Annotated in this window: 3 protein-coding genes; all 3 read right to left on the bottom strand. The window is 63.5% G+C overall.

Annotated elements, in window-relative coordinates:
* On the bottom strand, positions 1-633 hold a 633-nt coding region (locus H7007_RS00010; protein ID WP_287152427.1), incomplete at its 3' end, for a CheR family methyltransferase.
* 83 nt (positions 634-716) lie between these two features.
* The gene (locus H7007_RS00005) at positions 717-3,128 is read right to left on the bottom strand and encodes a methyl-accepting chemotaxis protein (RefSeq protein WP_287152426.1); all 2,412 of its coding nucleotides are present in this window, start codon (positions 3,126-3,128) and stop codon (positions 717-719) included.
* A 298-nt stretch (positions 3,129-3,426) separates the two neighbouring features.
* The gene (locus tag H7007_RS13610) at positions 3,427-3,657 is read right to left on the bottom strand and encodes a twin-arginine translocation signal domain-containing protein (protein WP_350340589.1); all 231 of its coding nucleotides are present in this window, start codon (positions 3,655-3,657) and stop codon (positions 3,427-3,429) included.
* Positions 3,658-3,667 lie beyond the last annotated feature (10 nt).

The raw sequence follows: 3,667 nt of genomic DNA, 5'->3' as shown, positions 1-3,667 counted from the left end.
ATAGCGAAAGCGGACGAGGCGGGAGAGCTCCGGGGTCACCCGGAAGCAGCTTTCCCCATTGGACCTGCATTTCCGGAAATACTTGAACTTCCACTGCGCGGGGACGTCCCTGAGCTGCTCCTCGCGATAGAGGCCTTCTTTGGCTTTGGAGAGGGCACGTAGGGATATGTCGGTGGCCAGTATGAGGACGTCCTTTTGGTCCACGCCGTCCAGGTATTCCCGCAGATAAACGGCCAGGGAGTAAGGTTCCTCGCCGCTTGAGCACCCTGCGCTCCAGAGCCTTATCCTCTCGAAGCCCGATGCGTTGAGCCAGGGGAAGACCTCGTCGCGCAGGAAATCGAAGTGTTCCCTTTCCCGGAAGAGGCGGGTGAAGTTCGTTGTCAGAAGGTCAACCATGGTACGTATCTCCTCCGGGTTTTCCTCGAGGTAGATCAGGTATTCCTTGAAGCCCGAGAGCCCGAGGGCGCGCAGTCTTTTCCGGAGCCGGTTCTGCACCAGCAGTTTCTTCCCCTCGTGGAGGTTCAGGCGCGCCGCCTCGTAGGCCAAGGTGCTTATGCGGAGAAACTCCTCGCGCTCGAGCTCGTAGTCCTGGAACAAGGGAGCCTGCTGTACGGGCTGGGCCCTTCCCGCCATGACGACCTCTTTCTCCCTCGATCTTCGCCGCTTTATCCCGTCCGTAAGGCGTTCCTTTACCTAACGCCAGCGTGGCTCGCCCCTCAGAACCCCGCGAAGTCCTCCAGGGGGAGGACCTCCTCCGGGGAGAGCTCCGTGCGGGCCGATTTCCCGTCCCCGCCGGTGAGGGAGGCTTTCTGGGTCACGGGGACCTTCTTCTTCCGCGGGGCCTGGGCCCGGACCGACGGCGGGGCCTCCAACCCTCCCCTGAGGCGGAAGGTGGAGACCATCTCCTGCAGCTGGGAGGCCTGGGCGGCCAGCTCCTCGGAGGCCGAGGCGGCCTCCTCGGCGGCGGCGGCGTTCTGCTGCGTGACCTTGTCCATCTCCCCCATGGCCTGGTTGACCTGCTCGATGCCCTGCATCTGCTCCCGGGCGGCGGCGGCGATCTCCCCCACCAGGTTGTAGACCTTCTCGAAGGAGGAGTTGATCTCGGAGAGCACCTCGGCCACCTCGGCGGAGACCTGCACCCCTCCCTCGGCGCTGGAGAGGGACTGCTCGATCAGGGCGGCGGTGCTCTTGGCCGCCTCCGCCGATCTCATGGCCAGGTTGCGCACCTCCTCGGCCACCACGGCGAAGCCCCTTCCGGCCTCCCCGGCCCTCGCGGCCTCCACGGCGGCGTTCAGGGCCAGGAGGTTGGTCTGGAAGGCGATCTCGTCTATGGTCTTGATGATCTTGGCCGTCTCGTCGGAGGAGGCCTTGATGTCCGAGATGGCCGCGTTCATCCTGGAGACCGCCTCCTCGGCGCGGTCGGCGGAGGCCTTGGCCTCCTGGGCCAGCTTGCGGGCCTCCTCGGCGCTCTCGGCGTTCTGGCGGCTCATGCCCGCTATCTCCTCCACCGAGGCGGTGACCTCCTCCAGGGAGGAGGCCTGCTCCGAGGCCCCCTGGGCCAGGGACTGGGAGGAGTCGGAGATCTGCTCCGAGGCCCCGGCGGTCTGGGCGGCGGCCTCCCTCACCTGGGAGAGGGCCTGGTTGAGGTTCTCGATCATGGCCCGGAAGGCGATGCCGAAGGCGTCCTTCTCCGAGAGGGGCCTCACCTCCTGGTCCAGCTCCCGCACGGCGATCTTGCCCGCCACATCGGCCATGTCCTTGAGGTAACCGATGAGGCGGTCCAACGACTCCTTGATGGCCAGGTAGGATTCCCTGACCGCCTCGGTGTCCTCGTCCCCTTCCTCCACCTCGTAGGAGGTGCTCCGACCGCCCAGGGACAGGGACTCCATGGCCGTGCTGCGCTTCTCCGTCTCCCCGGCCGGGAACTCGCCGAGCTTCTTCGTTCTCCTCTCCTCGGCCTTTGCCTTGGTGAGGTCGGATATTAGCTCGAAGCAGGATTCGACCTCCCCTTCCGCTCCGGCTATGGGCAGAGCGTTGGCGTTTATGATCAGCTCCCTTCCGTCGAGTCTCATGGCGAACTCGCCTCCCGCGGACTGGCGGGATGCCAGGCATCTCTCTCCCACGCAGTCGGGGGTCCCGCATGCGCCGTGAGGGAAGACGTCGCGGCATCTCGAGCCCTTGACCTGGTCCAGGGTCCTGCCGATGAACTTGAGCCCTGCCGAGTTGATGTAACGGACGCGGCCCTCACGATCCACGGTGAAGGTGGGTGCGGGCCGGGATTCTATGTAGTTGGCGAAAAGATCGACGATGGAGTTCATCTCGCGCACCAGTCCGCGGTACTCCTCACCGACCGCGGAGGGGTCCTCACGGTGGAGCAGGTCGCCGTGGATCACGGCCTGATATATATTGCGGGCGGACGACTTAAGCCTTTCCAGGTTCCTGTTGATGAGATCGGTGAAGAGATAGGCGCCCACAAGCCCCGCAAGGGCCAGGAGTCCGAACACCAGGGCTATGGTGTTCCTCCAGGGGTTGACGGTCTCGGCGACGTCCTCGGTGTAGATACCGGTGCCCACGATCCATCCCCAGGGCTGAAAGGATTTGACATAGGAGGTCTTCTCCACGACGCGATTGGCGTCGTCCTTGTACTGCCAGAAGTAGTTGGCGAAACCCTCCCCGGAGTCCCGGCACACCTCCACCATCTTCAGGAAGAGCGCGTTGCCTTTGGGGTCCTTGTAATCCGAGAGGTCTGAGCCCTCCATCTCCGGCTTGAAGGGGTGCATCAACATCGTGGGCCGGAAATCGATGATGAAGAAATAGTCGTTCATCTCCGGTCCGTAGCGAAGCGACCTTATGGCCTCCTTGGCCCTGGATTGGGCTTCCTCCCTGGAGATCAAGCCCTTGCTTTCCAGATTATAGTAATGATCTAGTACGGACCATGCGGTCTGGGTCTCTTCCATGGTCTTCTGCCGCTTGGATTCAACGAGCTTGCCCCTGGCACTGGGGACCACCCACAGCAGATTCAGGGCCACCATGACCAGGAGAACGGCCGTGGCCAGAAGCAGTATCCTTCCCTTGGTGGTCTTTATAAAGCGGACTGCGGAATCCAGGAAACCGCTCTTCCTTTCCATCTTAGCCTCCTTCGCCTCTCCCGTATCCTGTCATCCACGGCGACGTCACGCTCTGTGCAGCAGAAAACGGCAATGCATCGCTACCGCTCAATGCCGCATGCCGTGGCTGCGGTGCCGCGGCGGGGTTGCGGCGTTAAGCCTCTACGGTCCTTACGCAGGATAATTCCGTTTTCGCGGGCATGAATCTGAAGAACGGGTGGTTTTCGAGGGGAATATCGGTTGATTCGCCGGCCATGGTTTTCTCCGCGTCGTGCAGCGGTAAGACATGCCGCAACCGCTTGCTGCAAGCTGGGCCTATTCACGGGAACGGCCTCCGCCGGGGCAAGACGAGGCTCGACGGCCGTGGGGGTACGGGAAGCGGCTCCCCGGAAACGGAGGGTGGGCCGAGACCGCGGGAATCCGGACACCTGGTCGTGGGCGTCGCGGGCTTGGGAGCACAGGCGGCCACCGCTGTGCCAGCCACCGCGGCTGCAGCGCTGGTCAGGAACTGACGCCGAGTCACGTACTTCTTCTGCTCCGTGCCAAACATGTTTGTTCCC

Origin of the sequence: Candidatus Solincola tengchongensis (assembly GCF_015711935.1) — a bacterium.
GTDB classification, from domain to species: Bacteria; Actinomycetota; Geothermincolia; order Geothermincolales; family RBG-13-55-18; genus Solincola_A; species Solincola_A tengchongensis.
Note: the sequence above shows the minus strand (reverse complement) of the source record. Positions and strands in the feature narration are given on the sequence as shown.